The organism is Corynebacterium sp. HMSC05D03, from assembly GCF_001807205.1.
In the GTDB taxonomy this organism is placed as follows: Bacteria; Actinomycetota; Actinomycetes; order Mycobacteriales; family Mycobacteriaceae; genus Corynebacterium; species Corynebacterium aurimucosum.
Genome location: NZ_KV788158.1, coordinates 78,370 through 105,213, shown reverse-complemented (window position 1 = coordinate 105,213; position 26,844 = coordinate 78,370). Strand labels below are relative to the sequence as shown.

Here is a 26,844-nt window from a genome sequence, read left to right as displayed (position 1 = left end):
CAACCTGTGGATAACTTGTTGCAAGCGTCAACAAAAAATCCGTTTATCCAGGCAGAAGTACCCTTTCCATCACCCTGGACGCGCCAGCTCTCTCGTGCTGGCACCCCTAGTGCTGGCGGAAGCTAGATTCGTCGCCTTCCCCCATTTGCTTGAGCATCGCGTTATAGCGTTCCAGATCAGCATCGCCGTCCACGTCTGCCTTAGCATCATAGCGCCGAGCAGTCGCGCGATCTTCCCGCAGCCAGTCCCGGAATAGTGAGCCGAACACAATCACCAGCGGGAATTGGCCGAATCCCCAAGAAATGCCGCCGCCGGTCCGCTGGTCCTTCACAAAGTCCGGGTTCCACGGCAGGTTCAAGGATTCATAGAAGTCCAAACCAAGAATCACCTGCATCTGCATGAGATAAACACCGGCGAAGAGGTGCAGGGGCATCGACACAAACAGAATCAACAGGCGAACGCCCGTGGGCGCGCGCCACGGCAGCGGATCCGGGCCGATGACCTCCCAGTAGTAGATATAGCCGGAAATCAAGAAGACCCAGTTCATGATGACGTGCCCTGCATGTTCCGAAATGGCGACCTCATAGAAGCTCGGGAAGAGGTAGAGCACGTAGAGGATGGCCAGGAACTGCAGGACATTGACCGCTGGGTGCGTGAGCACACGCAGGGTACGGGATTTGGTGAGGGCGACGGCGGCGTCGTGAAGCGTCGGCTTGCCCGGCTCACCCGGCTCAAAGGCTTCCATCACCAGCGTCACTGGGGCGCCCAACACGAGGCACAGGGGAATTGCCATCGACAGAATCATGTGCACCAACATGTGCATAGAGTACAGCGCCGGCATGTATAGGCCGATGCCATTGCTCAGGATCAGCGTCAGGCCCAGTGAGCCCACAAGGAACCAGGTAGTACGCACCGCCGACCACGTCAGCCCACGCTGCTTCAGACGCCAGAGCGCGTACAGGTAGAAGCCGGCTAGCACGAGTCCGAGCGAGCCAAACATGAGATCAAAGCGGAACATGGTCCACACGTTGGTGGCTGTGGGGGCGTCGAAAAGCTCGTAGCCCACGAGGATCTGCATGGCGTTGAGGTTCGGATCCCGCGGCGGCGGGGGCGGTGTACGGCCCATCGAGATGGCCACGCCGACTGTGGCCGCCATGATGAGAACCTCCACCACGGCCACCCGGATGAACAGGCGCGGCGCGCGTTGCAGCTGGGGAATGGTGACCCGGCGATGCACAAAGCCGATGGCCGCGAGCACCACGGTGAGCACTGTTTTGCTCAACACCAGCAAGCCATAGCGAGTGGTGAATAAATCCCCTAGCTCAACGCGGATGAGCGCGTTGACCACACCGGTCGCCGCCAGCCCCAAGATGGACAGCAGCGCAACCGTAGAGTAGCGGCGAACCGCCACGCCCATGTCAGGGCCTAGGCGGCGGCCATGCGCAATGAGACCCATGAGCCCGCCGACCCACAGCATGATGAAGAAAAGGTGCAATAGCAGCGAGTTCGTGCCGTAATCATGATCGCCGCCGGAGGCCGAGTGACCCTCCATGCCGAGGGGCACCGTCAACAACAGCGACAGGAAGAACGTGGCAACCTGTCCCGCCCAGGTGCGCGCAACAAAGCCCATGATGGCAACGAGCGCTGCGATTCCCGCGGTGAGCAGCCACACTTGCGACGTGGCAATCTGCCCCACCGCCATGCCCATCAGCTCTGGGTTGAGGACTTGGCCCAACGGGGTACCGGTGAGGTCCGACATCACGAGGGGAACCTCAATCAACGACACCACCGCAGCGCCCACGGCGGCCCACGCGCCGGTGCGCGCCGCAATGTGCCCATCGACGGTCAGGCCAGCCTCGATGAGACGCTCGTTGTCCTTGTCCGGCACGGCCGGGTAAATCAAGAAGGCGCTGGACATAAATGAACCGATGGCTAGCGCCATGAGCATCCAGGCAACCGCACGGAAGAAGGGAAGGCCGAACGTTGTCATGCGGCCTGGGTCGGGGATGCCCAGGGCGGCAAGCGAATCCGCGAGAAAGAACAAGGAAATAATTCCTCCCACGAGGCCCGCGAAGACGACGAAAGAAAAATTCAACAAGCGGGAAGGCTGCGCTCCCGACCCCGAGTGCGCCAGCCCCCGAAAGTGCTGTGAACTGGGATTTTCTTTCTCAGTGTGCATGGTGGGCAGTCTACCGCCACAGACGTTCTCTTACCTAAAAGGTAAATTATTCTCAGCATTCGTGTAGTCTGCTCTCATGGACTCTCGCCAGCTTCACCACTTTCGGGCCGTCGTAGATCACGGTTCTTTCACGCAAGCTGCGGAAGCGCTACAGCTCACGCAACCTTCTTTGAGCCTGACCGTCCGCAAGCTTGAAAAAGATCTCAATGTGAAGCTACTTTCCCGCGGACGCGGCGGAGTCCACACCACGGAGGCTGGGGATTATCTCTACGGCGTGGCTACCTCGATCGATTCCCTCCTCACCACCGCCACCGCCCGCCTTGCCGAATTTGCTTCCTCAACACCAGCGCAGAACTAACACCAGCGATAGCCCGATAATCAGGTGGTCCGCAGCGGTGCGTTATGATGTTTTCGGTACGCCTCCATAGCTCAGTGGATTAGAGCAGTGGGTTTCTACCCCATGTGTCGCGGGTTCGAATCCTGCTGGGGGCACTTTTGAGAAACCCCCTTCTGTCAGTAAATATGCTGGTGGGAGGGAGTTTCTACGTTTTGACCATTACAGTCTTTTGCAGTGGTTTACGGCGGTTTACAGCGGCGCGTGTCGTGGGATTGTCGTGGGATTGCATGGCCGTTTTGACTCTCGACGGCGGCGGCTCAATCACCCCCAGCATGTGACCGCAAACACATATCAACCCGGTTGACACCTAAACCCGGTGGTGTATAGTTATAGGTGTAAGGCAGAGAGCCGCAGAGAAAAGGAAAACACAATGACCACCATCACCTACACCACCAAGAACGAAGCCGTCCTCCGCGAAATCATTGAGCCGCTCGGCGAATGGGCCGCAGAGCACGACGTGGACACCATCGCAGATGAACTCATCATCGTCGGCGACAACGGCTTCCACATTGACCAGGACGCCGACTTCTGGGGCGTAGTCGCCAACAACGCCCTCTAAGAAGCAGCCCGGAAGGTCGCAGCAGGGGTTCGACTCCCCCGCCGGGCACCAGACCATTACCCCACCAGAAAGGAACCACCACCATGTACACCCTCACCACTATCAACAAAGAACGCACTCTGACCGGCGAAACCCTCGAAGACCTTCGCCGTCAACTCATCGACTACCACGAGGACAACCGCCGCGACCCACAATACGGCGACTACCAAGACCAATTCGAAGCGGTCTACCCACTAGACGAATCCGAGCTGGACGAGGACGAAGTCCCCACGGAGCCACGCCCCCTGACCGCCGACATCCTAGAAGGCCTCGCCTGCCACGTCTGGGACGTGCCCACCGTCAACCTCCGCGAGGAGGAGGGCACCACCATCAACAACCTTGCTGAAACCCTGCACTACATGCTCGATATGGACACCGACGCCGCCGCAGACGTACTCCGCACCTACATCACCCAAATCGAAGAGCTGGACGACCGCGACATTGACGAGGACGCTATCAGCGAAGCCGACGCAGACTTCCTCATCGGTGCTGTGAAGTCCGCCCGCGCCGCCGGGGATTTGGGGGAACTCCAGCTCGCCGACGTGGAGGAAGCCGCCTTCGCATATCAGCACGCTGCGGACACCGCTGAGGCGCTCCGCCAGGAGCGTGACAAAGCTATCCGCGCCGCCATTGCCGCCGGTGCCAGCAAAGCCAGCGTGGCCCGCGCCGCCAACGTCTCCCCACAAGCGATTAGCAAAATGAGCCGCTAATGAAAGTCGGCGACAAAGACGGACACGGCCAATACGGCATAATCGACGAAAACCCCGACGGCCTCCTATGCCATGAGTACGGCAAGCGATTCAAGCACCTCTCTACCCATGTCAGCCTGGGCCATAAAATCAAGGTTGCCGACTATCGCGAGCGTCACGGTCTACATGCCCAAAAGCCTCTTGTATCCCGGCAGGTGCGTGGTAATATGCGCACCTCGTGGGAAAAGCACTCCAGTAAGCATCTCGCGGACTTGGACGCCCACCGCAACCCACTTAAAGCGGTGGAGGCGTCGCGTGAGATTAGTCGGAATCGGTCTGCGGGGGCGAAAGCGGGACGTGTGGCTGCTCTTAAATCGCGGCGGGGTAGGCCTCTCACGCAGCAGGAAATCGACGTATTGAATGCTGCCCCTGGGATACCTGAGTGGTCCGAGCTTGCGCACAAAATCCTAGAGGATTCATCAGTGTCCCTCCGCTCACTGGCGGAGTCATTGGGAATGAAGCGCGTAACCGCCCATCAGCGTCTTAAGCGGTATAGGCCTCCTGGGTGGGAATCCCGAGGTTCGGGGAATTTCTTCCCTGTGGCAGAAACCCCCTAAAACGCAGAAAAGACCCCCACCCGTACAGGGTGAGGGCTAAAACTTCAAAGACTTTCAAAAGTCGTTTTCTAGCTCGTCTGGGATAGGCAGCTCGTCAACGCTCTCCGGGTGGCGCAGTCGCCACTGGCGGATATGATTCACGGCGACAAAGTAGCGGCTTTTCCACACCTCCAATTTGTCACGCAGCTCCGCAATCTCGCCCCGCATCTCCGCAATCGACTTGTCGCGTTCTTTCAGCTGCTCATTCGTCCACGCACGAATACTATTAGTGAATGACTCCCATTCTGGGCCTCTGGCCTCGATTTCCGTCTTTTTCTTCTGGCTTTTCTCCGTCAGGTGAGTACCAATAAGTGTGCCGATGACACCAATCACGCCGACGATAACTGTTGCCAGCGGCCCGTCTACTGGCATACCATCATCTCCCATCTGTGACTGTGACCTGACTAGTCTGCCCCCGCCCGTACGCGTAGAGGGTCATGGTGGCGATTCCGATGTATCCGAGGGAGGACACCCAGGCCCGGGGGAGGTCGTCGAATACCGTGGCGAAGATAAAGCTCAAGGCCCACATGGAGTGCAGCCCCACCACCGCGCCAACAGCAGAGGGTACGAGCTTCGGTACCCGCGTGGCGCACAGGCAGAGTAGCCCCATGAGGATCCACACCACTGCCCACGCCGGGGGGTTAAGCACACTCTCCATGAAATGCGTCGGCTTGCGCTCAGGGTCAACCAGCACCGGCGTGTAGGACATGCCGCGTGCAATGGAGATACTTCCGAGGGCTAGGAGGCCAGCGGCGTCGGAGACGAGCCACCGTGCGGCGCGGCGTTTAGCGCTCTCCCATCTCACGACTGCTCCCCTGCTGTGGTTGGCCCGGTGTAGACCGGCAAGGGTGGGGCCGTAGCCTCGGCTTCTGCGGCCTGGGCCTGCTCGGCAAGGCGGCCCTCCATGCTTGGGGTGACACCGTCAACGGTGAGGGCGTTGATGAGCGTGGTGAGGGTAGTACCGATGAAGCCTGTGACGAGGATGAACCACACAGGGGCACCAGCAAAATACACGGGTAACGCGCCGGATAGCCATGACGCCGCCTGCAAAATGAGCATTATCGTGGCTTTGCGGCGTAGCCACCACGGCTGAGCCACCAGCTCCGCAGCCACCGCGCCAGCGACGTACTCGCCCACCTCAGTGAGCATTGGTGAGGGTCGGGTCATCGCTTGCCTCCTAGGAGCTGGTCGAGCTTGCGCTCAATACGGACAAGAATCTGAGTCATGAGGGCCAGGGCGTCAACCGGGGTAATCCCCTTGCCCTTCTCATTCACCCCTAGGTGCTTCCAGCCGGGGTACGAGGCCTCAATGTCTACGGTGCCGTCCTCGCGGACAATCTTGTCGCGCCCGCCTGTGATTTGCTGGCGAATGTCCTTCACATCCGAGCCGATGGGGCCGGTGATTCGAATATCAACGTACCGCTTGGTCTCCTCGGTTTTGCGGTCTATGTGGTCGAGGATTCTTTGAATATCGGCCATGCTTAGCTCCTCCTTCTGTTTGCCTGTGAATAGTGCTTCCAGCTGTGCCCTGCTGCCCCTGAAAGCGTTGATGTCTACACTGTGCCCGGCGACTAGGGCGTTGCTGCCGAACTGCCAGAGCGCCGGTTTCTGGTTGCCGAGCGGGTAGTCCCATTGGCGGTGCTGGTCGCCGGGGTAAATGTCGTGGGGCTTGCCACGGGGGTTGGTGCCGTAGGCGGCGACCCAGAACGCGCCGAACTCGTGGCTGTCTGGCTCACGCGGGGCGATGCGCCCCTCCCAATACGGGACGTAGGAGTAGCAGCCGATGACGCGCACGCCGTGCTTCTCGAACTCGCGCTTGCACTGGCGGATGTGGTCAACGTGCAGACCGGCGTTGGTCTCAACGTCAATCCACATCGGGCGTTTCTTGTCGCCCATGACTTCCAGGGAGGCCTGCACCTGCTGCGCCACGCCGGTGCCCTCGCTGGGATTACGGAGGTAGTGATACGCAGCGGTAAGCATCCCCGCGCCCTCAGCATCATCCAGATGCGAGCGGTAACACCTGTCCTTGTAGGTTCCGTCCGTGGTGCGGATGATGGCGAAGTCGATACCCTCGAGATTCGCGTGCTTGAGGCTCATTCCGTCCTGGTGCTCACTAACGTCAACGCCAAACAATGTTCCGGCCTCCGGTTTCAACTTGGTCTGATTGGTGGGCTGAGCCTCCCCCGGCCACTTCGCCCCGCGTAGGACTTCCTGCGGGTCAAGAATCGTCTGCCCAAGAACACGACGAGCAGGCGGCACCCACGAGTACTTGTACACTTCGATATGCAGATGAGGTGCCACACCGCCGTTAGTGGCCGAGTTGGGGTTAATCCGCCCGATGCGCTGCCCCTCGCGCACCTGCTGTCCCGTGGTCACCTCAGGGATAATGTGCCCGTAGACTGACTCATTACCCCCAACGCTTGCGGGGTGGTCAATACGAATCCACTGCCCGAAACCCGACGCCGCCCCGGCCTGAATGACGGTGCCGTCCTTAATCGCGTAGATTGGTTTGCCGCCTGAGCCGCCAGCGACGCCGTAGTCCACACCGTAATGAATCGTGCCCCACCTAGGGCCGTATGGGCTTGTGACCACGAAGCCCTTGGGTACTGGCATTGTGACCATTTTGTCCCTCCTTTTGGGCATGATTGAAGCCCCGTGACCAGTGCGGTCAACGGGGCTTGTGTGTTATTTTTCTGCGATTGCTAACTGCGGGAGCGTGAGGACTTTCAGTTTCCCTGTGTCCCGTAGCTGTACTACGAGGTCAAGAAGGTCAATATAATCCTGCTTGGTGGCGTAGGTGTCAGACTCATCGACCAAGACGTAGGGGTGGATGAAGCTGATGTGTTTTAGCCCTTGGTCTGCTGCCTGCTGCACGTAGTCACGCACCTGCGCAACGGAGTCTTTTCGCTCCATGAGGGAGCGCTGCACACCTACCGGCAGTTCCTGCATCGGGTAAAGGTAATCATCCCCCACGTATCCGGTGATGACCGGGTAGGTTTGCTGCAAAAGACGGCCTGCCATGGTGTCGGTGTAGTCAGTGGCTAGCTGCCCTGTGCCAAAGCCCTTGTAGTTTCCGCCCTCAAGTGAGTAACCGGGCTGTACCCAACAATCCACCTTCGTATCCAGCTTGGTTTCGAGTGCTTGCTTGGAAACGACAATCTGGCGGTAAAGATCCGTTGTGGTCTTCGCCCCGCCGTGGTCGCCGGAGTGTGAGGCGATAGCAAGGCCTTCACCTATCCACGCTTTGATTTCGTCGTTGGTGGCGCGGTGTCGAGAATCGCCCTTGCCGTCGAGGTGGACTTCGGGGCAGAGCGCCATAGTGCCCACCAAATTACGCTTTTTCAGCTCTGGCCATACCCAATCACGGAACGCAGTGGTGCCGTGGTCAAAGACCAACGCGAGCGCGCCGGCCTCACCCACATTGACCGGCCCGATACGGCGCTTCAAGTCCCCCACGAGGGCGGCATGGTCAGCCACGTAGGAGTTGGTGGGGTCGTGGGTGGTGATCATGGCTTCAATAGCTGCGTCCGCACCAGCCAGCTGGTAGGCATTTGCCTCATCTTCGCCGGTGTCTGCACCGTGCAGGTGCTCCCACGTAGCCGCACTCATAGACTTGTTGTAGATGGAGATACGCCAATGGTGAGTTGGGTTAACACCTGTCCACCAGTCCACGCGCTGGAATGCGCTCGTGCCCAGCCACTCCATCTCTAAATAGCCCATACCGCTCCACGGCAGGCCCTGTGCCTTAGCCACGTCCTCCGACACGACCGGGTAGCGCCCAGGCGGCAATTCAACCAGCTTATCGGAGGTGGTCAAAGGCATCTTATGCCACGTATTATCTGCCAGCCACCCACTAAACGATCCGTTGTAAGACGTCGCGGAGTAGCGGATACGCCCATACGTATTGTCCTTGTGCTCCCACCAGAAACGCCCATACAAACGCCCGTTTGGCCCATCCAAATAATCCACAATGAGCACACCCGGCGCGTTACCCGGCAGGCCCATCGAAGATGCCACAGCACCAGACGTAAGCCCATAGCGGCCCGGCGCAAGCGAGAGAATATCCGTCTTTGCGGAAATCATCCCCTTATCCCACACCGATTCTGCAGCAGAAGCACGAGAAGCTGCATCTGCATACATCTTCGCCTGCTGCACTAGGTCTTGGAGTTCCTGCTCGGTGGCGCCACCCATCGCATCGATAAGTTCCTTAATGATGGCATACACGCCACCCGAGCTAGACGCATTCGCCCAGGCCTCAATGAACAGTTTCATGCCTTCGGCGGCGACGAACGGGATAGAGTCAGACCAGCCAGGGCCTTCAATATACAGCCAGCCTTTGCCGGCCACAGTGGTGAGCGTGAACTCCCCAGACTGGTCTACATCCACTTTCCGGGGCTGTGTAGTGGAAATAGCCCCCTTATCCCCGGGCCGAATAACCGGGGTTTTCACGTACACCGACGTGACATCCTCCACCGGCCTCGTGGTGATGTCGGTAAGTCTACCTTGAAGTTTTACTGCCATGACTTGTCTCCTTTGGATTAATATAGCTTGGTCACGATGAGGGTGGCGTTTCCGGTGCCGTCATAGACCTGGGAGGAACCAAGAATCACCCCATCCCACCCGGCAGGAGCTCGGTCTTTCAGTGCCCCGTTCTCGTAGATGACAACTTGGCCTTTAAGTACTTCGATTCGCCAGCGGCCTTCCGGAATGGTGAGGGAACTTGCGCCGATGGTGAGCCATGGCGGGCACGTAGACTTATCCCACGGTGCCCATGAACCCGTCTTATCGCCGGTGGTGAGAACAGCGCTAGTGATGGTCTTGTCTTCCAGTGCTGCGACCCTTTTTGAAAGCTCGCTCATACCCTTGTTGGAGGAGCTAGCTTGTGCGTCAATCTCTGCGAAGACTTTGCCTGCTTCGTTGCCGGTGTGCTCCGCTTCGTGGATTAGTTGCTGGGCTTCGGTGCTGCCATCGACACGGTAATTACGCTCAACCTCGTCGCCCTGGTTTGGCCTAATCCCCATCGTCTAGCTCCTCCATCGCTTTGAGACGCTCTAGGCGCATGGCCTCGGCGGCTAGCTGGGAGAGCTCTAGAGCGGTTAGGTCTGCGAGTGTCTTAGGCGCGGGCGTCGATGATTCAGCCCTAGCCCTCTGCTGATTGATGGGTATCCACGCCACAGCTTCGCCTGGTGTTCCGTTGCCGCCGAGTGGGTCGAGTTTCACCGCGGGGCCGAGCATGAGGGTCACGTCGTACAGGCCGGGGCGGGAGAACACGCCGACGAGTTTGCCGGTGTGGCGCTCCAACCTAATACCGGGTGGTAGATGACCCTCCACGATGCGCACACCGCGCCTATCCGCACCAGGAACCACCATGTCCATGATGTCCCCAACGTTGGCGCGGGTGCGGTCACTATCGGTATCGAAGTCCACCGCCCAGCTCATGGTGATGGTCTCCGGCTCCCCCACCTCGAAGCGCGCACCAAGCTCATCAAAGATGTGGCGCGCTGCTCTCGTTTCGTAGCCCTCGGGCACGATGCCGAGGAACAGGCCCGCATACGGATGCTCCGACTCTGGTACTTCCGTTGGCACGATGTAGCGGTAATCCATCTCTATCCTCCCTTTGTCACGGCCAGCCTGCCGATGACGGCGCGGATGTTTTCCTTGTTGGCCTGGTACAACTCGCCCGGCGACGCGAGCGAAGCGTAGTCACCGATACGCAGTTGCCAGCCGACCTCCTGCCCTGGCTTCGAGGTCCACGTCAGGCCAGACACGTATGCGGCCCAGACGACGCCCCATGCGGTAACACCAATCGTGTCGCCCAGGTCAAAATCACGCCCAGGCAAATACGGGTCAGGGCTGTCGATGGAGAACTCGGCACTGATGCCACCCTCGGTCTCCTGCTTCGCCTGCCACGCCTTCTGAAGCGAGTCGACCGTGTTGGCCTCACCCGGCTTGGACACCGCGGTGAAACGCGAGCGGCCATAGTGGAACTGGCGGTTCTTGTCCACGTACTCGTTGAGGACAAACAGGCGGTCTGCGGACATCTCCGCCGCCAGCTCACCCGCTCCCTTAATCGCCTCAGCAGCAGGCCCACCAATCACCGGCACAGCTGACACAGCCGCCGCGATAGCCGACTTAATACCAATGTTGACGACCTTGTTCACCATGCCCGGAGACTTACCACCAACAAGAAACCTATGGTCAGTGGACTTACGAACCTGCACGCTCGGCGCATCCATCAGCGTGTACACCACCCACGGCTTACGCCCGTCCGCATTGCGTACATCAACGTCCGCAAACTCCGTCACAGAGGTTATGAAGTCATCACTGCTAATCGTCCGCTTCAACTGACGGAACGCTTGCCCAACGATGCCAGCAGCGCCGGTGACTGTAGCCCTGGGGGCGAAGTCGATAATCGTCGTCGGCAGAGACAGTGTTGTGTACTCAGGGAAGGGCTGGGGGTCGCCGGGTAGCCACAGCCACGCGAAAGGCTGCACACCAGCCGCCGCCCACGTAGCCTTAAGCAAATCCCACGCGTTATCCCACCTCGCGGACACCACACACCACTCAGAGCGGTTGCCCGACATGACGGGCGAGCACACCACCGGGTGCATCGTAGGGTTGAAGTCCTTCCACTGCTCAGGGGTGGTGTACTTGTCCGTCCACGAGAACATCGTGCCCAGCAGCGAGGGCTGCTGGTAGCCAATCAGGTTGCGCCCAATCAGCTTACGACTAACCTTCTCAGCACTACCGTTCTGACGGTCCTCCCACTGAGCCTGAACCACCTTCGAGCGGTTCGACGGGTCCGCCCACAACGGCAAATGCTTCAAATGCTCCATCGAGTCCACGCCGGACAGTTCCACCTCGGCGGGGTTGCCCTCCGGGTCGCCACCGTGCGGGCTAATCTCTAGGATGCGGTAGCAACGGCGACGTAGGCCGGGGCGCTCCACCACGACATGCACCGCGCCATGGATGAGTGCATCAAGGCTGCCGCCCTTATCGAGGTTGCGCAAATCATCGCGCAAAAGATAATCCACCACGGGGTTGACCACACCAGGTGATACCTCACCCGGCAGGGTCATGGACATATTGCCCACGTCAGCGAAAATGCCACCCCACTCCGCTTCCAGCCAATCCTCAATATCGAGCACCGGCTCCCAATTCTTGTCGTACAGTCCGACATACTGGCCGTGGGCTTGCATGACCGCTTCACGGTGGGCTTTATGCTGTTGCCAGTCAACCACAGGTCACCTCCACGGAGATAAGTAACGCGGGGTGACTTCAAGAGTCAGCCCCGCGCCCAGTTGGAAATTATTCTTCGTATGCGGCTGCAGCGTCTCCCCCACAAGCACACCGCGCAGTGAGGACCAGGTTCCGGTATCGACGTTGCCGTCCTCATCCGTCACCTGTCCTTGCATGCCGCGCTCAAGGTCAATCCACCGCACACCCGGCCCAGTAGCCAGACTCAAGCTCAGTCCACTTGGTAGGGAGAAGGCGGTGGCTTGCCCATCCCAGCGCAGCCGAAGTTTCGGGGGAAGGTCGCCGGGAGTCGTCACAGTGACGTTACCCGTGTATGTGGTAACACCACCCGTCCAGTACCCATCAAGGCAACGATATTGAACACTATCCTCAATAAGGGTCACACCGGACGGATCAACCTCAACCTCCCCAAACTCCACCAACCTGACCCGCGCCTCACGGTCACCACCATCCCGAGCAACAACCTTCAACAGGCCATCCTCAAAATAGGACCACGAGTTACGCCAATCACGCAGAGTCTCCATCACAGACCCATCAGGACCAGGACGCACAACCACATCCAGAGAGCCGGTAAACGCCGGCACCTTCATCCCAAGCACACGGGAACCATATCGAGTAACGGACTCCGCCGAAGCGAACTCCACCCCGCCAACACCATCCCCGAAACCACCCTCTTTGAGGACGACGCGCTGCTCATCAGCCTCCGCGTCAAGCATGGAGTGCAGGATGAACTGCTCACCAGGATGGTGCGGCGCGGTATACACCACTTTGTAGCCCGGCGGGTCCGGCAACTCGTATCCCGAGAAACCGGAACCAAACCTCACGGGATGAACCATTACATCGCACCTCCCCTAGTAGTCGCAGCCACAGCCACACCAGTACGACGACGCAGCTTGCTGATTTCCTCGGTGTTGATAGTGACCTCACCCTCAACCTTGTCCACGCGCTTACGCAGAACCTCCTGGCCCTCAAGATTGACCACAAGGGTCATACCCTGCTCACCATTCAGGCCACCGCGCTTAATCTCACGCCACTGGTCACCGTTAAACACAGGCTCCGGCTCATTCGACAGATTCACCGCAATACCGCCCGGCTTCAACCAGCCGCCCTGGTCGTACACCGCACCAGCACGGCGAGCATCAATGACAGCACCGACGAGGTCATCATCCTCATGGATACCAATCTGGGCCATGCGCCCGTCGTAGTCACCCGTCGTCATCAGGTGCTTGTAGGAGGCCACCGGCGAGGCGTCCTTAGCGGCGACACCGGTCTTCGCCTTACCGCGCTCCTCAATCAGGTTGAGAATCGCCTTAGCAGCATCCTCACTACGCAAGAGCAGGGAGGTATCCACCAGGCCAGCATCGGCACCATCCCACGCAGAAGAGAACTCCTGGAACGCGCCCTTCAGCTGAACCTCCGGCTTCGTAGCAGACGAACCACCACCGAAGACACCGGTCTTATTGACCAGCTCCTCGGCAAGGCCCATCTGCTGCGCATAGCGGCCAGGGAAAGCGGACACCTGAACCTTCTGCGCCGCGGCGCCAGGCTCCATGTCCTGCCACTTGAAGGTGTGCAGCTGGCGGAAGAACATCGCAGCACTCTCGTACGGGTCCATGCGCTGCCAGACTTCTCCCCAAGCGCCGTTATCACGCTGCTGGAACAGGCCCACGGAATCGTAGTCAGAGCCGATAGCGTCGTGACGATACTTGAGCGACTCAGGCACAGCACGGTTAGCCCACATCTTCATCGGATTACCCGACTCAACAAGCGCCGTCGCCACACCAATCTTCGCGCCCTTAGCACCCACACCAAGACGCTTCGCCGCCTCCGCAATCTCACTCACGAAGAACTCCTGACCCCACTCCGCAGTCTTAGCCTTCCGAGCCTCATCCGGAGTAACAACAGCCGGAGCCACCGACTTATCCACATCGACCTTCGGCTCCTCCTGCTTCGCAGAAGTCGGAACCTGAACCTGCTTCTCAGTGATGATGGCGTCACCCGACGGCAACCAATCCCCCGGCTTACCCAGAAGAATCTTCGCCAGCAGGCCACCACCAAGACCCGCCATATCCAGCAGACCCTCAGTAAGGTGCTCCACAACGGACTTATCGCCCAGCTCGTTCGCAGCCGTCGCGATAGCCGCCTCCTCAGGCGACAGCTTCACCGTCTGCGACGCAGAACCCGATGATGTGGACTCACCCGTGACCAGAGAAGTGTCAATCTCACCGGTCTCCGCCATCGGAAGAATCTCATTCATCTTCGGCGGCACCGGAGGCTTATCCTTCAGACCAATCCAATACCGATCCGTGTACTGGGAGTGACGAGCACCGGCAGCAGCACCGCCAATCTGTCCGTTACCGCGACCGCCACCCATCTCCACATTCGTCGCACGACCATTCGCGTCATAGATTGTGCCGGAGGTGTGGCCACCGTAGGGGCCACCGTTGAAGAACCCGACCTCGAACGCGGACTTGCCGGGCGACAGGCCCGACGAGAAGCCCATCTGCGAAAGCACCTGGCCCTCATTACCCGTCGCAAACTTTCGACCGGCAATGTTCAGGCCGACGATGAAGGCCGCCAGGCCGGAAATCATGCCCGAGCAGTCACCCCAGTTGCCTAGCAGTCCACCGCCCCAGGTGTAGGGGTACCCCTCGAGCGAAGCGGGAGCCTGCTTGCCCTTCACATTCTGACCACTAGCGAACGCCAGCAGTTCCTTGGAGGATACGACGCCACCATTAGCGAAATAGTGGGCACGCATCGGTGCCACCGCAGAGTACGGGGCCGGGGTAATCCGCTGGCCGTCCTTGTCCAGGACAGTCAGGCCGAAGATGTCCGCGGTCTTGGCAAGAATCTGGGTGGAGCGCTTGCGCTTCGACTTGGCGAGGGGGATGTAGGACTCTCCGCCGGTTTCCGGCTCCGCCCACACACGCCACTCGCCGCCGCGAGCAATCTGCGCCCGGTGGTCCTCCCTGGTGCCGCCGTTGGCGTAGCGCTCCAGCTTGTCGATACCGCCGTCAATGTATGCGCGGGTGATGCCACCGTCGACGAGGACGAGGCCACCACTAGCGAAGCCCATCATGCCGCGAATCTTGTCCGGCATAATCGACCCGATAGCATTACCCACCTGGCCAAACATCGACTTAATACCATTAATTAAGCCGCTGATGATGTTCTTACCGGCATTGACCAGCCACGTGCCGGCGGAGGCGAAGACGCCCTGAATCTTGCTCGGAATCTGCCCGAACAGGCTCATCATCTCGCCAATCTTGCCGCGCACAGCGGACACCATGTTGCCGACAGAGTCAGCAAACGCGGACACAACACCCTTCGCATTGTCGAAAATCGACTTGAAGAGATTCATCGCCGCATTGATAGCGCCGCGCACCACATTAGAAATGGCATCACCCATCGACGAGAAACGATTCCCAATGTTCGAGAAGTTCCCGGTGAGAACGTCCGCCAGCAGGCCAGCCGCGTTGCGGAAGAAATCCCACGTCGGCTTAATAATCCCACTCCAGATATCAGAAATGAGAGTGCCCAGAGTGCGGAACGCGCCACCAATCACCGCGGTGAAAATCGGGGCGACGAACGACGCCACGCCCTGCACCACCGACATAAACACCGACAGGGTGGGCTGAATCACCGACGACCACACCGTTGAGATAATCGAGCCGACGAGCTCAATCGCCGACCAAATCCCCTTAAACGCGCCAACCACAACAGTGCCCAGCACCTGGAACGCATCCCCCATGAAGGACACAATCGGGGCGATCCACGTCTCGTAGAACTGCCCAAAACCAGTGGTGAACTCGCCCCACTTCTCGGACATGAAGCCCCATGCCTCAACAGCGAAGTCCTTCAGCGCGACCAGCTTGTCGCGGAAGAGCTCAAGATACGTGAAGATTGGGGAATCTGGATTCATGCCCAGAGCTTCGGCGTAGTCAGTGGAATCGCCGGACTTCCAGAACTCCAAAGCGCCGGAAACAATTTCCTTCACCTTGTCGATAGCGCCAGTGACTTTCTCCACCGTGGTATCCCACGCACCGGAAACAGTGTCACCAATCTGGGAAAACACCGGGCCGAAAGTAGACTTCGCCCAATCCAGGCTAGCCTTAAACTTCTCAACCACCCAATCCCAGCCAGCGCCAAGAGCCTCCGTAAAGGACTCCCACATCTTGCGGCCCGTCTCCGTCTTCGTGAAGAACGCCCACAGCGCCACACCGACCGCAACAATCGCCGCCGTAATCCACGTAATCGGCGACTTCCACATCGCCGTATTCAGAAGATTCTGCGCGACAGTGGTCTCCATAATCGCGGTCTTCATCGACTTCATAACGCCGACAAATCCGCCAGCAGCCTTAAAGCTCTGCACCGCGTTATAAGCAGCCATGCCAGCCGTCAGCGCGCCAAGAGCGCCCACGACGCCCAGCACAGGGCCCTTATGCTCGCCTAGCAACTTCAGAGCATCAGCAACACCAGACACCGCACCCTGAGCAATCTCCAAAGCCGGAACCAAAGAATCAAAAACCGCCGCCGCAATAGGCTCCAGCGCCAACATCGCCTGATTCTTAAACTGGTCCCACCGCTCGGAGAAATCAGCAGTCTCCTCCGCCAGTCCCCCAATCGTGTCCGACGTGGCACCGGTCGCATCCATGAAATCATCCACAGACAACGTGCCGGTCTTCACCGCATCCACAAACTGGGCAGCACCACGAGTACCAAAAATGCCGGACGCCATATCAATAGCCGCAGCATCATCACCCGCACTAATAAGGTCCTCAATCGACCCAATGGTTTCCTTAAGCGCTTCCGGCGCGTCACGCCCCTCAGACGCAAACTCCGCCAACGCACGCTGCATCGACTGCAACGTCTTATCCGCATCCAGACCAGCCTTATCCATCTGGCCCACAAGCGCAGCAGAATCAGACATCGAGAAACCGAACCCACGCAACACGGGGCCGGCCTTCACCGCTGACTGCGACAACTCAGTAATTGTCAACCCGGTAGCCTGCGAGACTTGGAACAGCTCATCCAGCGCACCCGGCATGTCCTTCGCCTCGATACCGAAGCCGCTCATAGCCTTCGATACCTCGTTGATGTCGGCATCCACGCCGAGATTCTGCAGTTGCATGAACTGCGCCGTCATCTCCTCAAGCGGCGCACCAGTCAGCCCCAGGCGCGTATTCAGATCCGCTAGGGTGGTACCGATAGCCCCCATATCGGAGCCAACGCCAATGGACTCGCCAGCGACCTTGCGCATCGAATCCTGCAGCTCCTCAAACGCAGCACCACTAGCACCAGTACCAGCACGAATCGTGTCATACGCATCATCAAACTGGGCACCAATGTCATACGCAGCCTTACCAGCAGCACCCACAGCACCAACAACAACCGCGCCGGTAGCGGCAATCTTGCCCAGAGAGACCTCAAAGCCCTGGCCCTTACCGTCAGCATCAGCCGCAGCGTCACCAAACTCCTTGGTCGCACTGGTGGCTTCATCCGTGGCATTCTCGAGGTCTTTCTGCGCCGCCGCGAGGGAATCAGAAGCCCGCTTCGATTCAGCCATGGCCTTCTCGACGCCGCGCTCCGCCTTCTCAACATTCTGCGCGGCAGTCTCAACCCGGGCACGCTTGGCGAACACGTCACCCTCAGCCTTAGCCAACTGCTCCGAGCTGGCCTTACCGGACTTCTTCATCTCAGACAGCTTCGACTCCGCAGCCTCCAACTGCTTCGCCGCCGCCTGAGACTTCAAAACCTCAGAGTTACGCTTCGCCTCAGCATCAGCCAACTCCTCCGAGGACTTCTTCACACGATAGTTGGCCTTCTCAACCCGCTTCGCAGCATCATCAGTGCCCTTAGTGATGCCCTTCTCGATGGAGTCGCCGGCCTTCTTCGCCGCCTTAGAGGTGGGGGCAAGCAGCTTATCCTGCAGTTCCTTGCCGATACCCGCCAGCGAAATCGTAGTGGGCAGGACAGCGTAGCCAGCAGCACCGGCCATGAGCGAACACCTCCATCAAAAAAGGCCGCACAGGCAATCACCTGGCGGCGTTAAACTTTCGGGCCTTCTCACGCGCCCGCTGCATCGCAAGCTCACGCTCCTTAGCGCGACGCTCACGCTTCAACTGCTCCCAACGCGGATGCTTCTGACCGTTCAGACTTGACCAAATATCCATCAGCACTGACGACACTTCACTCACCGGTGGCCGGTCGGAAATCATGGAATGAAACAGCGACTCCGGCGGCAAATGCTCCGCAAGCAACAGCATGCGCCGCAGCGTCATACGCGAGGCTCCCCCATCCTCACGGTAGAAATCCCGGTAATCCAGGTGGTAGAAGCGCTGAAAATCGACCTCTACCAATTCCTCATGTTGAGCGATGAGGTACAGGAGATCTATTTTCCCTGGCGGCGCTCACCCCACGCCGAAAACACGTCACGGAACTCATCAACCGACAGGCCAAGGTCCATCAGCTTAAACACTTGGTCCTCACCAATGAGCTGCTCAAGCACACTCGGAATGTACTTTTGCGCGTAGCGCTCATGGAATACGAACATCATTCCGCCGGGGGCTGCTTCACGAGTCCAACGGTCTTCAATCTCAATATCCTCACCGTTGACCTCGATGGTGAACGTGGGGTACTCCACCACCTCATCCGCTTCGCCGGTGGTTTCTTCGATGACCTCAGCCTGCGCGCCGGTGGCGTCCTTCGGGTCGATAGTGTCGTCGGTTTTCTTCTTGCGAGTAGTCATGGCAGACCCTTTCACATTGAAATTGTTGAATCAGGAAAATTGGGCAGACCATTGTTGGTGAGGGGTAGGGGCGGTCTGCCAAAAATCTCCCCTACCCCATCGCATTACTGAGTAGCGCTAGCCTCAGTGTCAGCATCAGCGCCGAGAGAAGGAGCCTCCTCCGCAGCGTCACCAGAATCATTCTTCTCAGCCGAGAAACGAATAACATCCGGCAGCTCATCCGGAGTATCGTCACCACGCAGACGCAGGTAGTCATACAGAGCTCGGTACTGGTCCTTACGAATCTCAGCCTTAAACTGAGTTACCGAAGCGCCATCATCGTTACGCTCATTACCGGATTCTGCGTACACCAGAGCACGACGACGAGATACATCAATGTAGACATCACCGAAGCTATTAGTGGTCTTAAACGCAATGAACACCTCAGCAGGGTTCTCCGGCGCCACAAGAACACCAGGCTTACCCTCCTTGAACACAGAGCCCGGCCACAGCAGCGGGAACGTCACATCATTCATCTCAAGGGCATCGAAACCACGAACGTCCTTCTTGAACTTGTTATTAATCAGCTGCAGCACGCCGCCGAACGAGCTGATTTCAGTGCGGTCAACCTCCGGCTCCTGCGTAATGCCGGAACCATCATTGAGCAATCCGATGAAGCTCCACACCTTCGGGTCAAACGACCCATCATTGCCAATCTTCGGATCGTCATCAGTGGAGATGTAGACCTCCGCGTCCTTCCAAACATCAATCATCCGGGCGCGATCCGTTTCCAGGGTCTGAGTGCCCTGGTCAGTGTTAGGGGAAGTCATCCTCTAAATCCTTTCTTAGTAGACGCGGCCACAACCGTGACAGCCGCAACCCAGCCCTTAACGTCCTCATCCTTCACGATGAGAAACGGGCCAGGAGATATGCGAAAACCCCCAACACTGTGGGGGTTAAGAAGCCAGGCATCAATCTCAGCGGCAACCCGCCGAACCTCTGGCTCATACTTGCCATAAACGTTGACACGAACATTCTCAGTCGATGTAGCACGGCCCGAGCGTGGAGAACCATCACTCGACACCGTGACTACCGGGCCATCATCAACCGACCACCCCTGCGGGATAGCCGCGACGACCCTAATCGGCTTCGCCATCACGCCACGCAAAGCACGACGAATGACCTCAGGGGCATTACGCTGCACAAAATAATCCATAGCGCGTCACCCCTGGCTATAGCGGTGCACATCCAGCCCCTGCGACGCAGCAGCACGCGTCAACGTGCCACGCTTAGCCTGCATCGCCAGACCCTTCGCATGAGCCAACGTCACCAGCGCGACAGGACGCCCATGACGGTCAGTCTTCATCGTCACCGTCACCGGAACATCACCCTCAACAGCAGAAGCGACCGCCTGCGCCTTCGCCGCGAGCTGCGGCGCAAGACTAGTCAGATTGTCCTTGTACCACTCATCCGGAATATCCAAACGAGGCTTACCAACCTTCGCCACTAGCCCTCACCCCTCACGCAATCAAAAACCATCGATGGGCGATGCCGCCGGTACACAGGGCGACGATGCTTAGACCAATCCCACGCCGTGATACGCACCTGGTACCGCTTACCCCGAACAGTGACCTCATCACCATCAGCGACCTCAGTGCCAGCAGGTGCCCACACACGCAGAATGTCCTTCGTACCCTGCTTGTCCTCATCCGACATCTCCGTCAGAGACAATGGCTGCACCGACTTCACCACAACCTCACGGTTAGGCCCGCCGGCCACGGGGTACCCATCGTCATCCACACCACCAGCGGCACCATGAACGATTATCGTTTCGGCCACGCGTACACCTCCGGCCAACACCTCGGCGGCGGGAAATGCCCACGAGCGCCACCCGGCATACACAAGCCAAGCTGGGCACGCTGCGCATCAGTCAGACGCACACCGCCGAAACTCACGCTGTCCACATCGGCATAGGTGATGCTGTCCGACTCCTGCCCCGTGGTGGAAGACACCGACCGCACGCCAGCATTAGGGCCAACGAGAATCGCCGCAGACACCATTTCACGAATCACGCGCCGCGCCACAGGCCCCAACCACGGCACCGTTTCCAGCTCCTGGTCAAAATCCCGACCACAGCGCATGAACTCAACCTCAATGAGGTCAATGGCATCCTCGATGAACACGCCAAGGCGCTTCATCTCCTCACCAGTCAACGACTGGGGAAGACGCTCAGCCACATACTCGGCACTAATCTCAAGCATGCTGCACCTCCCTCACTATTGGGTTGCGGCGATGATGTCCTTCTTCGACAAGCCCTTAGTGACAATCCCCAGGGACTCGGCGTACTTGCGCCAATCATCAATCGACGCGGCGCGAGCCGGGCGCTCCACCGAACCGGCATGCTCATCTGCCTTAGGCTCCGGCTTCGCCTCTGGCGTGGGCTTTGGATTCGGATCAGGCTTCTTCGCCGCTGGCTTCGCGGACGAATCAACCAGCGCACCACAAGCCTTAAGCCACCGTGCGGTCTCCTCGTCCACTTCAACGACAGAACCCGGGGGATGCACAACATCCTCCGGGCTCCAATACTTCGCCAACGTGACCTTGACCATTAGGCGATACCCGTCAGCTTGACGACAGCCTTCGGATTGTCCACCGCGATAGCACGCTTGCGAACAAGGTCAGAGCGCCACGACATCGTCGGGCCACCCAGCTCAGACTGACCACCCTCGGAGTACAGCGGCGTCGCGGTCAGCGGCATCGTATCCGATTTGAAGCCCACGCCCTGAGCCTCAAAGATGTACGCGGTGCCAGCCTCAATCAGACGCGAGGTAGCCACACGCAGCGTGCCAAACAGCTCAGTGTCACGCAGGCCACCAAAGATGGAATCACCATTCTGGTCCAGGAAAATCGGGTTATTCAGAGCGGCGTCACCGATGTAGTACTTCTGAATCTGCTCATTACGAATCATCTTCGTATAAGAAGCTGGGTGCAGCAGAATCGTGTTCGGCTCGTAATCGAACTGGCGGTCAGTATTACCATCCTCGTGAGCGGACTGCACCAGCTCAATCGCATCAAAAGCATCCTTTGATGGGTCTCCACCTGTCCACGGCGCAGACGCCTGAAGGGACGGAATCTTCGCCGCCTCAAACACCCCAAGGACCGCGCTAATACCGTGGCGGATGACGGTCTTTTCCAGCGCCTGAATATGGCGATTAACCTTGTCGACCTTGTTCTCGTTCTTCATTTCATACGAGATGCGGATAGCCTCACCGGTCTTAATGCCGTAGGCGGCACGCAAAGCACCAAACTCTGGGGAGGACACCGGAATCTCACCAAACTCGGCGATTTCCTCAGCATCGTCGGCAAGGTACAGGCCAGCGGCTTCATGGAAAGCCACGACGCCCTTGTTGTCTTCTGCCTGGCGGAAGAACAGGTCTTCCAGGAACTGGCCCTGCAGACCATCAATGACGCGCTGGGGGATGAACGTCGGGTCTTCCAGCATCTCGGAGACGGTCAGCTTCGGGCCGTCGTAGGCGCTAGTAATGAGCTCACTCATTCTTAATTCTCCTTCTCAAAAAATTGTTGGTTTAGCCCGCTGCTGCCGGGGCAACAACCGGGGTGACAAGGGTGGTCTTGACGGTCTTGCCAGCGCCAGGGCGGGCAGCAACACCAACAAGCAGGGAGCCAGAGGCGGACACCTTGCCGTCAACGGCGGCGTACACCGGCGCGCCCTGCTTAATCGCGGTGGCGTCACCATCAACCTCAAGCGGGACAGTAGCGGGGCCAATGTGGACCGCGACGATGCCCGGCGCGTCCAGCGCGAGGGTGTTGACCGGCTGCTCATCCTTCGGCGCGAATGCGTTCTCGGTGACAGCACCGAACACGGGGCCAGCAGCCTCAGCGTGCTTCACACCGTTCTCGCCAACCTGCACGAGTCGGAACTTGGTGATATCTTCCTCGGCCTTGTAGCTAATCGGGCCGGAACGGAAAGTGGGGTTCGACATGACTTCTCCTTAGTGAAAGTTCTTGCGGGAAAGAAAGCCAACCTTGTCGGCCTTCGCGGACAGATTCTTCGACGGCTCGGACTCCACGTCCTTGCCGTAGCCAATCTCCGCACGCGGGATAGTGCCAGCAGGATTAGAGCCGTAGATGTCACGAGCGGCTTCAGGGTCACGCTTCATCGCCGCAATCGCCTTAGTGCGGCGTGCTGCGGAGATACGGCCTTCCTTAATCCAGCCGTCCACCTCGGCAACGAGGTCGGCTTCCTTTTTCTGCTCCATGGCCTTCCAGCCGTGCTGGGCAGCGGCCTTAAGCTCGGCGTAGGTCTCAGCGTCCAAGGTGACAGTGCCATCCGCCGGTGCCGGCGAAACTGGGGCCGGGGCCTCCTCTTCCGGCCCCTCATGCTCAGTGTTGGCTGCGGCCTTCACCGTGACCGGCACGGACAGCTCCACCGGGGCGTCCCCACCGTTAGCGGTCACGGTGAACTCCACATCCGTGTCCGGCTCCACATTGGACGGGGCGGTCACCTTAAGAACACCCGTGTCCTCGACAACCTCACCAGACCAACCGTCCGGCGTACCGGTCAACTCGAATGCCACGCCAGCGGGCACCTCACCAACCGGCGCAACCTCAACCGCGCCAGTAGGCACGACAGCCGCATCCTCCGGGTAGGCAAGCTCCACAGTGGCGGTCACCGTAACCTCCTCATTAAAAAAGCCGGAGAGTGCGTTCTGCACATCCTCCGGCTTCTTGCCCAGCTCCTGGGCAAGCTGATTCAAGATACTCATCTTGTCTCCAATCTGCCCATCACTGGGCGTAGTGGTTTCGTCCCCCGATTCCGACCGGGTGACAGGCGGCGGCGGAGCCGCAGCCCGGTTAGCGAACTTGAAACGCCGCTTTGCCAACGACGCCGATGGCGCCGGCGCGGACGACTTCTCAGCCACAATCCCATCCGCCAGGCCAGCGGCCACAGCCTCCTCGGCGGTGTACCAGGTCTCCGCGCTCATCGCATCCAACCAGTCCTGAATTTCACCGCCGGCCTTACCAGCGTAGATGCGGGCAAGCTTGCTATCCTGCCGCTCCAGGTCTTCCAACGTCTTGCGCACATCATCCGCGTTGCCGTCGATAAACGTCCACGCACGATGGATCATCAATTCCGATGACTCCCGCATCAGCACACGGTCAGCACCGCCGACCGCGATGAACGACGCAGCAGACGCGGCCAGTGATTCCACAATCACAGTGACCTCACCGTCGTGGTTCTTCAAGGCCTGCATGATGTCGATGCCTTCGTAGACATCACCACCACCGGATGAAATACGTACCGTGACATCACCGGAGATTTCGGAGAGTTCAGCCATCACCGACTTCGCCGTAATAGCGTTCTCAGGCTCCCAAAAATCCGGCCCAATCGGCCCATACAAAAGAATCTCGCTCATGCCGGGCCTCCTTCCTCACTACTCGTAGCCGTATCGGCATCACTCGAAAGCGTGACGCCTATCTGCTCCTCCAACTGCTGCCGCTGCTTCTTCGACTCAAGTGCATCGGTTAGCTTCTGCTTCGGCGGCAGCGTGTACCGGCGACGCAGGTCTTCCTCAAGGTCTTTGTCACCAAGAATCAGGCCGGCATTCTTCAGCCCCGCGAGGTCAGCGGCGCTGATTTCCTTCTTCGACGCAATCGGGTCGAACGCGATACGCGGCACTAGGCCGGTGTGCTCAGGGAACGCAACCCGCACCAAGTCCTCCACAATGTGCTGGGTAGCCACATCCGCGAGCCACTCCGCTGTGGTCTGCAACGACTGGATAAACAGGTCTGACTGGGTTTCCGCCAGGGCATAACTGCCGCCCTTGCCTTCCAGGTTCAGGAAGTGCGCCAGCACCGACTTGGCAATCATCGAATCGTGGTAGTTAATCGCCTCACGAGGACTCACCAACTGGCCAGACGTCCCCAATAGCTGCAGCTTAGCCCCAGTCGGGATAGAAGCCCCCGAATGCTCACCAGCACGGAACCCCTCAACGATGGCCTGGCCATCGTCAAGGTCTTTATCCGGGTCAATCGCCACATCCGAACCCGTATACACGGGAACGCCCATGCCGTTACGGTCTAGGGTGTTCAGCTCAAGACGCAGCAGCGAATCCCGCAGCTTCCAATGCTTATATGCCGGGCGCAGCACCGACTTACCAGTCCACTGCGAACCCTCATCATCAAAGACATAGGCCACGAGCCGGTCCACCGGAATGACACGCGCCTCATCCACACGAGAGCCAGACGCTAGTGGGGTCTGACGAATCGACGCCAGGCCACCATCATCATCAACATTGATTTGGTCAATCGTTCCCGGCCACCGCGGCGCCAGCTTCACCAATCGCTCACGCCCATCCAAACCAGGCTCGTACACCTGCTCAAAGAACATGTGCCCAAATTGCAAAGCCTTCAGAGCCTGCTCAAGGTGCTTCTCCCACGACACCCTGCCGGTACGCGGGGCGAAAGGCTTATTAGGGTCCTCACCCTTAGCCCTAAGCCGCAGGTCTTCACACACGGCGGCGACAATCTCATCCGGCGCACCATTAGGCTCCACAAACCAGGTAGCGCGCCGAATCGGCAACGTCACCGCACGCAGCACCGACGTAACCTGAGCATCCTCACGCCCCATCTTCGCGAACACCTTCGCGGAATGCGGGAACCGCAGCCCCCAATTATCTTCCGCCAAAGCATGGTTACGGGTGGCCCTCGCATGGCCCACCTCGCGCACATTCAAACCAGCCACACGGGCCACCTCCTTAGAAACTCATCTCAGACACACGACGCTGCTTCTTCACACCACGCGCCGAGCTCACATAATGCCGGGTGCGCTTCACCTCAACCTCAACGTTTCCGATGCCGAACTCTTGCAACCCCCACACCGCAAGCGACGCGGCTACCAGCACAGTCACGTCCCCCGAGTAGCGGTCAAGGCTGCGATACCGACCATTCTTGGAACGCTCCTGCGCCACCCCAAGCGCATCCAGCCAACGCGGCGAACCATCATGCGCAATCCGCTTCTCTGCGCACATGCGGAGAAACAACTCGTAGGCCTTCGACACCTGCGAACCACTCAACGTCTCCGGGGCAACCCCGATACCCCGCAAAGGGTCAACCAGTGTTGAGCACTGCCCCGACGGGTCCAACACCACCGCCGACGGGTCATTCAGCTTCACCGTGCTAGCGACCTTCTCAACCACAAGGGAACGGTCAAACTCCTCATACGGAGCCAGCGACAGAAACACCTTGTCTCCCCACGCTGCTGCGGACACAACACCCACAGACTCACCATCCGGCGTCACATCCACCGCCAAACAAGACTCCCCCAACGACGACGGCATCAACGCCGACGCAGCAGACCAATCCTCAAAATCAACGACGGGGACAAAGTCATCAACCAGGTCACCATCACGCGGAACCCATTCCCCCTGGCCCAATGTTTCCACTAGGAACGGCTCAAGAAGCGCCTCCGACGACCGCGCCGAAGCAGCCTCGGCACGAACCTCATCCAACTGCACACCAGGACGCGGCTCATTCACCAACGACGGATTAGCCTTCACCCACGTAGCTTCATCAAATGGGTCATCATCCTCCTCACGGCACCACTCCTTAAATAGCATGCCGTCCACACCATCCAACGCAGCCCAACGCTTCGCAGAGAAGATAGCCCCATGAAAGTGCTCGCGAGTATTCACCGGCGAAGAGATAAACACCTTCTGCGCATTCGGCCGCGCCTTCGTCGTGTTATTCATCGCCGCATAAACCTCATTTGGGAGGTCAAAGCACTCATCGAAAATCAGCCAGTCAAACGACAAACCACGACCGGTCTTCTTCGTGCGTGTGCGATAGTAAATCTTCGCCTTATTCGGGAACTTGATAGCGTCCTTGCCATTACCAAGCACCGGCTTCGGGTACTCGCCCGGGTACTCATCCTCCCACCACTCCATGAGTGCAGGATTCGCCTCAATGACATCCCACAGGCGGTCACGCGCATCCATCGCAGTATCCAGGAAGTGCGCCGAATGCATGATGCGCTCCGCACCACACAGGTAGATAGCCACCAACTCTAGGGCTACAAGCACCTCGCCCTTGCCGTTCTGGCGGGCCAGGGACACCACGACCTCACGCGAAGCCCACATGCCATCATCAGTCTGCAATAAAGCATCATGTAGCAGGTTCTCCTGCCACGGGTACAAGCTGAGGCCAGCCCAACGGACAAACTCGCAAGCCTTATCGGCAAACTCAGCGTCACCAACCGGCACATGCTGACGAGTCGGTGTCTGGCACCCAATCAACCACTCAGGTTTTCCCACCAGACACCT

Annotated in this window: 28 protein-coding genes and 1 tRNA gene; 5 read left to right on the top strand and 24 right to left on the bottom strand. The window is 59.0% G+C overall.

Annotated elements, in window-relative coordinates; translation table 11 throughout:
- Positions 1 to 106: 106 nt before the first annotated feature.
- Complete coding sequence (locus tag HMPREF3147_RS01165; protein WP_070443551.1) at positions 107 to 2,179, bottom strand: bifunctional copper resistance protein CopD/cytochrome c oxidase assembly protein; 2,073 nt, start codon at positions 2,177 to 2,179, stop codon at positions 107 to 109.
- A gap of 76 nt (positions 2,180 to 2,255) precedes the next feature.
- Between HMPREF3147_RS01165 and HMPREF3147_RS01160 the strand changes: the two genes are divergently transcribed.
- From HMPREF3147_RS01160 to HMPREF3147_RS13095, 5 genes are all read left to right on the top strand, one after another.
- On the top strand, positions 2,256 to 2,537 hold the full coding sequence (locus HMPREF3147_RS01160) for a LysR family transcriptional regulator (RefSeq protein WP_070443549.1): 282 nt from the start codon (positions 2,256 to 2,258) through the stop codon (positions 2,535 to 2,537).
- Positions 2,538 to 2,597: 60 nt separating this feature from the next.
- Positions 2,598 to 2,671 (top strand) — tRNA-Arg (locus tag HMPREF3147_RS01155).
- 275 nt (positions 2,672 to 2,946) lie between these two features.
- A complete protein-coding gene (locus HMPREF3147_RS01150; RefSeq protein ID WP_070443546.1) occupies positions 2,947 to 3,135 on the top strand; it encodes a hypothetical protein in 189 nt (62 codons plus the stop codon).
- 83 nt (positions 3,136 to 3,218) lie between these two features.
- Positions 3,219 to 3,884: a hypothetical protein gene (locus tag HMPREF3147_RS01145; RefSeq protein ID WP_070443544.1), complete on the top strand. Its 666-nt coding sequence runs from the start codon at positions 3,219 to 3,221 to the stop codon at positions 3,882 to 3,884.
- Complete coding sequence (locus tag HMPREF3147_RS13095) at positions 3,884 to 4,480, top strand: MucR family transcriptional regulator (RefSeq protein ID WP_070443543.1); 597 nt, start codon at positions 3,884 to 3,886, stop codon at positions 4,478 to 4,480. The genes HMPREF3147_RS01145 and HMPREF3147_RS13095 overlap by 1 nt, the downstream gene beginning before the upstream one ends.
- Positions 4,481 to 4,534: 54 nt before the next feature.
- On the opposite strand, the gene HMPREF3147_RS01135 is transcribed toward HMPREF3147_RS13095, so the two are convergent.
- The 23 genes from HMPREF3147_RS01135 to HMPREF3147_RS01025 all read right to left on the bottom strand — a co-directional run bounded on the left by HMPREF3147_RS01135 (position 4,535) and on the right by HMPREF3147_RS01025 (position 26,835).
- A complete protein-coding gene (locus HMPREF3147_RS01135) occupies positions 4,535 to 4,891 on the bottom strand; it encodes a hypothetical protein (protein ID WP_070443540.1) in 357 nt (118 codons plus the stop codon).
- A 4-nt stretch (positions 4,892 to 4,895) separates the two neighbouring features.
- Positions 4,896 to 5,324: a hypothetical protein gene (locus tag HMPREF3147_RS01130; RefSeq protein WP_070443537.1), complete on the bottom strand. Its 429-nt coding sequence runs from the start codon at positions 5,322 to 5,324 to the stop codon at positions 4,896 to 4,898.
- Complete coding sequence (locus HMPREF3147_RS01125; RefSeq protein ID WP_070443535.1) at positions 5,321 to 5,686, bottom strand: hypothetical protein; 366 nt, start codon at positions 5,684 to 5,686, stop codon at positions 5,321 to 5,323. Before HMPREF3147_RS01125 ends, HMPREF3147_RS01130 begins: the two co-directional genes overlap by 4 nt.
- Positions 5,683 to 7,131 (bottom strand): GH25 family lysozyme, encoded by a 1,449-nt coding sequence (locus HMPREF3147_RS01120; RefSeq protein ID WP_070443645.1) that lies wholly within the window; start codon positions 7,129 to 7,131, stop codon positions 5,683 to 5,685. The genes HMPREF3147_RS01125 and HMPREF3147_RS01120 overlap by 4 nt, the downstream gene beginning before the upstream one ends.
- A gap of 72 nt (positions 7,132 to 7,203) precedes the next feature.
- Entirely contained in the window at positions 7,204 to 9,039 is a 1,836-nt protein-coding gene (locus HMPREF3147_RS01115; protein ID WP_141740695.1) for a polysaccharide deacetylase family protein, read from the bottom strand.
- 17 nt (positions 9,040 to 9,056) lie between these two features.
- On the bottom strand, positions 9,057 to 9,539 hold the full coding sequence (locus tag HMPREF3147_RS01110; protein ID WP_070443530.1) for a hypothetical protein: 483 nt from the start codon (positions 9,537 to 9,539) through the stop codon (positions 9,057 to 9,059).
- A complete protein-coding gene (locus HMPREF3147_RS01105) occupies positions 9,529 to 10,122 on the bottom strand; it encodes a hypothetical protein (protein WP_070443528.1) in 594 nt (197 codons plus the stop codon). The genes HMPREF3147_RS01110 and HMPREF3147_RS01105 overlap by 11 nt, the downstream gene beginning before the upstream one ends.
- Before the next feature lie 2 nt (positions 10,123 to 10,124).
- Positions 10,125 to 11,759 carry a Gp37-like protein gene (locus tag HMPREF3147_RS01100; RefSeq protein ID WP_070443526.1) on the bottom strand — a complete coding sequence of 545 codons (1,635 nt, stop codon included), beginning with the start codon at positions 11,757 to 11,759 and terminating at the stop codon, positions 10,125 to 10,127.
- Between the two features lie 3 nt (positions 11,760 to 11,762).
- Positions 11,763 to 12,611, bottom strand: a complete 849-nt coding sequence (locus tag HMPREF3147_RS01095; RefSeq protein WP_070443524.1) for a hypothetical protein — start codon at positions 12,609 to 12,611, stop codon at positions 11,763 to 11,765.
- Positions 12,611 to 17,773, bottom strand: a complete 5,163-nt coding sequence (locus HMPREF3147_RS01090; protein WP_070443523.1) for a phage tail tape measure protein — start codon at positions 17,771 to 17,773, stop codon at positions 12,611 to 12,613. Before HMPREF3147_RS01090 ends, HMPREF3147_RS01095 begins: the two co-directional genes overlap by 1 nt.
- A gap of 37 nt (positions 17,774 to 17,810) precedes the next feature.
- Positions 17,811 to 18,134 carry a hypothetical protein gene (locus HMPREF3147_RS01085; RefSeq protein ID WP_070443521.1) on the bottom strand — a complete coding sequence of 108 codons (324 nt, stop codon included), beginning with the start codon at positions 18,132 to 18,134 and terminating at the stop codon, positions 17,811 to 17,813.
- Positions 18,135 to 18,166: 32 nt separating this feature from the next.
- Positions 18,167 to 18,523 (bottom strand): hypothetical protein, encoded by a 357-nt coding sequence (locus HMPREF3147_RS01080; RefSeq protein ID WP_070443519.1) that lies wholly within the window; start codon positions 18,521 to 18,523, stop codon positions 18,167 to 18,169.
- A gap of 104 nt (positions 18,524 to 18,627) precedes the next feature.
- Entirely contained in the window at positions 18,628 to 19,332 is a 705-nt protein-coding gene (locus HMPREF3147_RS01075; protein ID WP_070443517.1) for a hypothetical protein, read from the bottom strand.
- Positions 19,329 to 19,718 carry a hypothetical protein gene (locus HMPREF3147_RS01070; RefSeq protein WP_070443515.1) on the bottom strand — a complete coding sequence of 130 codons (390 nt, stop codon included), beginning with the start codon at positions 19,716 to 19,718 and terminating at the stop codon, positions 19,329 to 19,331. Before HMPREF3147_RS01070 ends, HMPREF3147_RS01075 begins: the two co-directional genes overlap by 4 nt.
- A 6-nt stretch (positions 19,719 to 19,724) precedes the next feature.
- Positions 19,725 to 20,009, bottom strand: coding sequence for a hypothetical protein (locus HMPREF3147_RS01065; protein ID WP_246815678.1), 285 nt, complete (start codon positions 20,007 to 20,009; stop codon positions 19,725 to 19,727).
- Complete coding sequence (locus tag HMPREF3147_RS01060; protein WP_070443513.1) at positions 20,009 to 20,341, bottom strand: hypothetical protein; 333 nt, start codon at positions 20,339 to 20,341, stop codon at positions 20,009 to 20,011. Before HMPREF3147_RS01060 ends, HMPREF3147_RS01065 begins: the two co-directional genes overlap by 1 nt.
- On the bottom strand, positions 20,326 to 20,763 hold the full coding sequence (locus tag HMPREF3147_RS01055; protein ID WP_070443511.1) for a Gp19/Gp15/Gp42 family protein: 438 nt from the start codon (positions 20,761 to 20,763) through the stop codon (positions 20,326 to 20,328). The genes HMPREF3147_RS01060 and HMPREF3147_RS01055 overlap by 16 nt, the downstream gene beginning before the upstream one ends.
- Before the next feature lie 15 nt (positions 20,764 to 20,778).
- A complete protein-coding gene (locus tag HMPREF3147_RS01050) occupies positions 20,779 to 21,111 on the bottom strand; it encodes a DUF7302 family protein (protein ID WP_070443509.1) in 333 nt (110 codons plus the stop codon).
- On the bottom strand, positions 21,111 to 22,058 hold the full coding sequence (locus HMPREF3147_RS01045) for a phage major capsid protein (RefSeq protein WP_070443507.1): 948 nt from the start codon (positions 22,056 to 22,058) through the stop codon (positions 21,111 to 21,113). The genes HMPREF3147_RS01050 and HMPREF3147_RS01045 overlap by 1 nt, the downstream gene beginning before the upstream one ends.
- Positions 22,059 to 22,089: 31 nt before the next feature.
- On the bottom strand, positions 22,090 to 22,506 hold the full coding sequence (locus tag HMPREF3147_RS01040; RefSeq protein WP_070443505.1) for a hypothetical protein: 417 nt from the start codon (positions 22,504 to 22,506) through the stop codon (positions 22,090 to 22,092).
- A gap of 9 nt (positions 22,507 to 22,515) precedes the next feature.
- Entirely contained in the window at positions 22,516 to 23,940 is a 1,425-nt protein-coding gene (locus HMPREF3147_RS01035) for a head maturation protease, ClpP-related (RefSeq protein ID WP_070443503.1), read from the bottom strand.
- Positions 23,937 to 25,268 carry a phage portal protein family protein gene (locus tag HMPREF3147_RS01030; protein ID WP_070443501.1) on the bottom strand — a complete coding sequence of 444 codons (1,332 nt, stop codon included), beginning with the start codon at positions 25,266 to 25,268 and terminating at the stop codon, positions 23,937 to 23,939. Before HMPREF3147_RS01030 ends, HMPREF3147_RS01035 begins: the two co-directional genes overlap by 4 nt.
- A gap of 13 nt (positions 25,269 to 25,281) precedes the next feature.
- Positions 25,282 to 26,835 carry a hypothetical protein gene (locus tag HMPREF3147_RS01025; protein WP_141740694.1) on the bottom strand — a complete coding sequence of 518 codons (1,554 nt, stop codon included), beginning with the start codon at positions 26,833 to 26,835 and terminating at the stop codon, positions 25,282 to 25,284.
- Between the last annotated feature and the right edge of the window lie 9 nt (positions 26,836 to 26,844).

Excerpts from the sequence above, each read along its gene's own strand:
- HMPREF3147_RS01165 (WP_070443551.1), bottom strand. The coding sequence starts at position 2,179 with ATGCACACTGAGAAAGAAAATCCCAGTTCACAGCACTTTCGGGGGCTG.
- HMPREF3147_RS01160 (WP_070443549.1), top strand. The coding sequence starts at position 2,256 with ATGGACTCTCGCCAGCTTCACCACTTTCGGGCCGTCGTAGATCACGGT.
- HMPREF3147_RS01150 (WP_070443546.1), top strand. The coding sequence starts at position 2,947 with ATGACCACCATCACCTACACCACCAAGAACGAAGCCGTCCTCCGCGAA.
- HMPREF3147_RS01145 (WP_070443544.1), top strand. The coding sequence starts at position 3,219 with ATGTACACCCTCACCACTATCAACAAAGAACGCACTCTGACCGGCGAA.
- HMPREF3147_RS13095 (WP_070443543.1), top strand. The coding sequence starts at position 3,884 with ATGAAAGTCGGCGACAAAGACGGACACGGCCAATACGGCATAATCGAC.
- HMPREF3147_RS01135 (WP_070443540.1), bottom strand. The coding sequence starts at position 4,891 with ATGCCAGTAGACGGGCCGCTGGCAACAGTTATCGTCGGCGTGATTGGT.
- HMPREF3147_RS01125 (WP_070443535.1), bottom strand. The coding sequence starts at position 5,686 with ATGACCCGACCCTCACCAATGCTCACTGAGGTGGGCGAGTACGTCGCT.
- HMPREF3147_RS01120 (WP_070443645.1), bottom strand. The coding sequence starts at position 7,131 with ATGCCAGTACCCAAGGGCTTCGTGGTCACAAGCCCATACGGCCCTAGG.
- HMPREF3147_RS01115 (WP_141740695.1), bottom strand. The coding sequence starts at position 9,039 with ATGGCAGTAAAACTTCAAGGTAGACTTACCGACATCACCACGAGGCCG.
- HMPREF3147_RS01110 (WP_070443530.1), bottom strand. The coding sequence starts at position 9,539 with ATGGGGATTAGGCCAAACCAGGGCGACGAGGTTGAGCGTAATTACCGT.
- HMPREF3147_RS01105 (WP_070443528.1), bottom strand. The coding sequence starts at position 10,122 with ATGGATTACCGCTACATCGTGCCAACGGAAGTACCAGAGTCGGAGCAT.
- HMPREF3147_RS01095 (WP_070443524.1), bottom strand. The coding sequence starts at position 12,611 with ATGGTTCATCCCGTGAGGTTTGGTTCCGGTTTCTCGGGATACGAGTTG.
- HMPREF3147_RS01090 (WP_070443523.1), bottom strand. The coding sequence starts at position 17,773 with ATGGCCGGTGCTGCTGGCTACGCTGTCCTGCCCACTACGATTTCGCTG.
- HMPREF3147_RS01080 (WP_070443519.1), bottom strand. The coding sequence starts at position 18,523 with ATGACTACTCGCAAGAAGAAAACCGACGACACTATCGACCCGAAGGAC.
- HMPREF3147_RS01075 (WP_070443517.1), bottom strand. The coding sequence starts at position 19,332 with ATGACTTCCCCTAACACTGACCAGGGCACTCAGACCCTGGAAACGGAT.
- HMPREF3147_RS01070 (WP_070443515.1), bottom strand. The coding sequence starts at position 19,718 with ATGGATTATTTTGTGCAGCGTAATGCCCCTGAGGTCATTCGTCGTGCT.
- HMPREF3147_RS01055 (WP_070443511.1), bottom strand. The coding sequence starts at position 20,763 with ATGCTTGAGATTAGTGCCGAGTATGTGGCTGAGCGTCTTCCCCAGTCG.
- HMPREF3147_RS01050 (WP_070443509.1), bottom strand. The coding sequence starts at position 21,111 with ATGGTCAAGGTCACGTTGGCGAAGTATTGGAGCCCGGAGGATGTTGTG.
- HMPREF3147_RS01045 (WP_070443507.1), bottom strand. The coding sequence starts at position 22,058 with ATGAGTGAGCTCATTACTAGCGCCTACGACGGCCCGAAGCTGACCGTC.
- HMPREF3147_RS01040 (WP_070443505.1), bottom strand. The coding sequence starts at position 22,506 with ATGTCGAACCCCACTTTCCGTTCCGGCCCGATTAGCTACAAGGCCGAG.
- HMPREF3147_RS01035 (WP_070443503.1), bottom strand. The coding sequence starts at position 23,940 with ATGAGCGAGATTCTTTTGTATGGGCCGATTGGGCCGGATTTTTGGGAG.